General features: G+C 51.3%; 4 protein-coding genes. All 4 read right to left on the bottom strand.

Annotated elements, in window-relative coordinates:
• Nucleotides 1-504: 504 nt before the first annotated feature.
• A complete protein-coding gene (locus tag F557_RS0116340) occupies nucleotides 505-1,383 on the bottom strand; it encodes a lysozyme inhibitor LprI family protein (RefSeq protein WP_019003283.1) in 879 nt (292 codons plus the stop codon).
• A 139-nt stretch (nucleotides 1,384-1,522) separates the two neighbouring features.
• A complete protein-coding gene (locus F557_RS0116335) occupies nucleotides 1,523-2,653 on the bottom strand; it encodes a GTPase (protein ID WP_019003282.1) in 1,131 nt (376 codons plus the stop codon).
• A 133-nt stretch (nucleotides 2,654-2,786) separates the two neighbouring features.
• Nucleotides 2,787-3,953 carry a YcjF family protein gene (locus tag F557_RS0116325; protein ID WP_019003280.1) on the bottom strand — a complete coding sequence of 389 codons (1,167 nt, stop codon included), beginning with the start codon at nucleotides 3,951-3,953 and terminating at the stop codon, nucleotides 2,787-2,789.
• 257 nt (nucleotides 3,954-4,210) lie between these two features.
• The coding region (locus tag F557_RS0116320) for a hypothetical protein (RefSeq protein ID WP_169335225.1) at nucleotides 4,211-4,443 on the bottom strand (233 nt) is incomplete at its 5' end.

Below are 4,443 nucleotides of genomic sequence, written 5' to 3'. Positions count from 1 at the left end.
CACATCCCGATTTTTGTGTGCGATATGGTACGGATTCACCAGCACTTTTGTCAAGAATCCCTGAAGCCTTAAAAAGACGGTTTAAGACCTAATACATTTTTTCAATAAACCAACTCCGATGGGTGAACATTTCATTTTTGAAAATCCGAAGGAGTAATGCTTAATAAAATATAAAGTCAAGGCGGAAATCACTTTTAATGATTTTCGCCTTTTTTCTTGAAACATTTACACATTTGAACCATATCGCATTTTGTTCAGCGTCTATAAACCGATCCCATAAATCAGGCAGTAAGTCTGACAGGTTAAAGAGGTGTATACCCGAAACTCAAAATGCATTTTGGAAGGCTTTCCAACGGAATCGTTTTCAAAGAACTCGAAAAAGTGGGAATAGGTAAACCACTCCCCACCCCCGAGCCGAGATGATGCGACAGACCTCCAAAGAATTAAGCTTAAACTATCATTCAAAAAATGCGGCGGTAAACAGTCCTAATATTTGAGAAACTTTTAATGAAGTTCGTAGGTTCTCTTTTCGGTAAGAGCCGCATGGCATTCGTAAATGCTCAAAAGCTTCATCCGGTCCTTCTTAGTGTCAATGGGGCCGCAGAAAGAGTCCCGGGACTTGATCCATTTCCGCTGCGCCGGCAGAAGCTCCTTTCTTCTTTCCTTGGGAAGCTCCTTCCATTTTGCATTAAGCTCGCCGTCATTTCTTAAATAGCGCATCCGGGCGGACATGAACATATTATCCTCGTAATCCTTCTGAGATTCCGGAAACAGCTTACGGGAGGACATTTCGTTCATGCAGTCAATATAGTTCTGCGGCAAATCCGGTTCCTGAGTTTCCAGCTTCAGGGAAAGCGACCGGTCCGGATTCTGCTTCATGCGGAAGGTGATCCCGGACGGAATGTCATAATCTACCCTGAAAACGCAGGACAGTTCTCCGGAAGCGGCGTCCAGGGAGCAGGGAACAGAAATATAGCGTCCCGTATCCTCCATCCTGTCTGCCGTGGAGAGCGTGCACACCCGGGAAAGGTAGAAATTTCCGGAAACCGCATAGTTGTCGCCCTTCTCCGATTTCTGAACCGTAAGATCCCCGATAACCGAACCGGCATCCTCCAGCAGGGCCTTTTCAGCAGCAGTCAGCAGGTTTTCATCAAGGTAGCCGCAGTAAAATGCGCTCTGACCGGCACAGCTGAAGGTATGATAGTTGTAGAAATTATGCCCCTCGCGAATGGCATAACGCCCCGGAGCCACCCCGGTACTGCTGCCGGCGAACACTTCAGATCCTAAGAGCGCCGCTCCGAGGACTGCCGCTACGGACAGCAGTCTGAGCCCTTTTCTGAAAATCCCCCTGCCGCAAACAGGCGCACCCCTCATCCCTGACATTTTTGCTATTCTCCGCTATTCCAAAAAACAAAACTTCCGCCGGCACGCAGAAAGTATCTCTCTCCGGCAGTCGCCAGGTGTATTTTAAATCAGGACGGCTTTTCTGAAAACATTTCCTTAAAATCCGGACTCCCCGGGATCATCTTTCCCAGGTACGGGCCTTCTCTGTCTTCCGAACCGCCTCAAGAAACCGCCTGCTTTCATCGCGCAGCCGGGCGTCAGCCTCCCCGAGCAGCTTCTCAGTTTCCTGAAGATAATGACTGCTCCGAAAAAGATTTCTTATAAAAAGCACCAGCATGCCGGGCCCGCCCAGAAGCAAGAGGAGGAGATCCCGCCCCCGAAACATCCCGGCCACCCTGCTCCCGTCCGCCAGCACCGGAAGGAGGGCATTGTCAAAGGAAATAACCTCCCCTCTGAAATTCTCAAACACCGAGAAGGAGATCCTGTTGATAGTCTCAAGATCCATGTTCATCCGCCCGAAAAGCGCCCGTGAGGCCTCCTGGTATTCCCGGGAAATGGCATCCTCAAGAAATTTTCTGAACCGGCGACGGTAGGAGGCGGTTCCCAGCATGCCCAGCTCCCTTTTTACGGCAGCCAGCGCCCGCTGGTGCGCACTGGAGATGAAGGCTGCCGTCAGGGTCTCGGAATTTCTCAGAAACTGGTTTATGAGATTCCTTCTGAGGTTTACCGCAAAATGCCGCAGTAAAGGCTCCCTTCCCATGGGCTTCTTCACGGTGCCGTTTCTGAGCCGCGCCTCCACGGAGCCCACCGGAAAAACCATCACCCCCGGGAACTCCTCCGTAATCACCTTTTGTACTGCTGCAAGCTTTGCGGTCCCGGCAATATCAGCCTTGGTCAGCACAAACACAATCTGGTTTCCGTCATCCAGAAGCGGTCTTATGATGCACTGTATCTCAAAGTCATCAAGGCGGCTTTTCTGGGCATCCACGCAGTAGATAATGGTATGAAACCATTCCTCCACACTGGCCGTGCGGGTTTTGCCGATCTCCTGCTCGATAATGCTCTTCCAGGTGGCACTGTCTCCGGGCTCCAGCCCCCAGCTGTCGTAGATGCGGATCATCATCCTCCCGTACCTAAACGGAGGCTGGGGATGAATTCCCCGGGAGGTAACGGGAGCTCCGGAACCGGATCTGACAATATTCTCCCCGAAAAGATAGTTCAGAAGCGCCGACTTGCCGACTCCGGTCTTTCCCAGAAGAAGAACATTGGTGACATCATTTTCGTTATCAGTGCCAAACGAGTTCCCCATGAAAGCCCTCCTGTCTTCTTTTAAAACCAGAGCCCCGGATATCACTGCGGACTCCCTAAAAACAGAAACCGTCCCGAAACACCGTTCCGGAACAGTCTCTCCTGACCAGGCGAAGGTAACAGCCTTCTTCCGGCTACTTCTTTCCGGATTTAAATGACGTGGCCATTTTCAGGGCCATCTGCACGAATTCATTTTTAAGAAAAGCATCAAAATCGAATTTCGTACCGTCAAGCTGACTTTTCTGGAGCTGGTAGCAGCCGTAGTTAAAGGCCTTGCCCACGCCATAGGTTATTGCCCCGGCCACGGAGCCGTTTATGATTCCGCCTACCAGCTGTCCGGCCCCCGGAATCAGCTTCAGGAGACTGGCAGCGACAGTTCTTCCTACCGTGGTTGTCACCATCTGGGTCAGCAGAGAGCCCATGGTCTGTTCCATGGACAGCACATTCCATCTGACGGCAATCTCCGACAGCATCTTCATCTGCAGCGGTACCAGAGCTGCGGCACTGGGCACCGGAATCGGGGTCGCCCCGATTCCGAAGGCAGTGGCAGCATACTTCAGAAGGAAAGCGTCCACATCGGCAGACTTCCGGTCCATATCTCTTCTGGCGGCTCCCATAAAGGATGCTCTCCGGGATTCCGGAAGCCGGTCCCGGGTCCAGTCATAAAGATCCGCTACCCCTCTCACAACCGGAACCTCTGAATCTGTGGTGGCTTCGAACAGGGAATCGCTTCTTACAGAGGTTCGGGAAAGAATCTCGGATTTGAGCCCGGCACACTGCTCCTCGGTGGCCTGATCCACCTGGGTAAGCACCACGGCTACCGGCTTCCCCAGGGCATTCAGCCTGGAAATCATGCTGATATCCGTCTCCACCACCCGGGCTCCCGGGGCACTGATACAGTACCAGCAGACATCCACAGGATCCCCGGCACGCTCATGGCCGTTAACGAAGTCCATAATAAGACCTTCATAGTGTTCCTGATTCTCCTGACCGAATTCATAGCCTTCACTGTCATAGATATGAACGAGATCATTTTCGTATTCATCAATGCCTTTGGTTACCGGACGGCCGTTACCGCTCTGGGCTATCTCACTGTTGAACACCAGATTCACGAGAGTGCTCTTGCCGGCACCGCTACCCCCCAGGACCAGAATGGAAGCCTTGGACAGTCCGGTAACAAATTCCTTGAATTCTGCCCAGAACTTGCCGGCAAACTCGTCCTTGCTGTAAAGATTCTCGAAATCACCAATCTGCTCTCTTTCTTCGTCAGAAAATTCAGTATCGGAACTGTTTTCAGTCATCTCTGCTGCCCTCGCCTGTAAAAAAGCCGCTGTTGGAAAGGATCCTGCCTGAAACGGCCGGCTCCGTTAGTATGAGTATATTCTTTAAATGGGGTGCGGTTTTCAGAAATTAAACCCGAAAAAACAAATTTTGGGACAGGGGATCAGTTTTTTGAAAAAAGAGGGGGATTACCGGGGCGTAAAAAATCCAAAGGGCTTCCGTACCGACAAAAAGGCCGCCCTGCATATCAGCGGGAAAAACGCACCGAAAATATTCCTCAGGATTCCCCGAGAAGCTTCAGGTATGCCTCCTGATCGGTTTCAGGAATACTCATGCGTTTCATTGCATCCTCCGCAGAAATGTGAAACGAATCCATCAGCGTTCTGATACAGGCAAGCATCTGCACCTGCATTTTCTTTCTCATTTCTTCCCGGCCTTCTTCACGCCCCTTGGCCAGCCCTTCTTCCATGTGCCATTTTGCAATAGCGCTGCTCATACTGCCCATAAGCT

This window comes from Succinimonas amylolytica DSM 2873 (assembly GCF_000378405.1).
Classification (GTDB): domain Bacteria; phylum Pseudomonadota; class Gammaproteobacteria; order Enterobacterales; family Succinivibrionaceae; genus Succinimonas; species Succinimonas amylolytica.
The sequence above is the reverse complement of the archived record's forward strand: the minus strand, read 5'-3'. Positions and strand labels throughout refer to the sequence as shown.

What these genes read in the sequence shown, in the direction of transcription:
- F557_RS0116340 (WP_019003283.1), bottom strand. Translation starts at nt 1,383, where the DNA reads ATGTCAGGGATGAGGGGTGCGCCTGTTTGCGGCAGGGGGATTTTCAGA.
- F557_RS0116335 (WP_019003282.1), bottom strand. Translation starts at nt 2,653, where the DNA reads ATGGGGAACTCGTTTGGCACTGATAACGAAAATGATGTCACCAATGTT.
- F557_RS0116325 (WP_019003280.1), bottom strand. Translation starts at nt 3,953, where the DNA reads ATGACTGAAAACAGTTCCGATACTGAATTTTCTGACGAAGAAAGAGAG.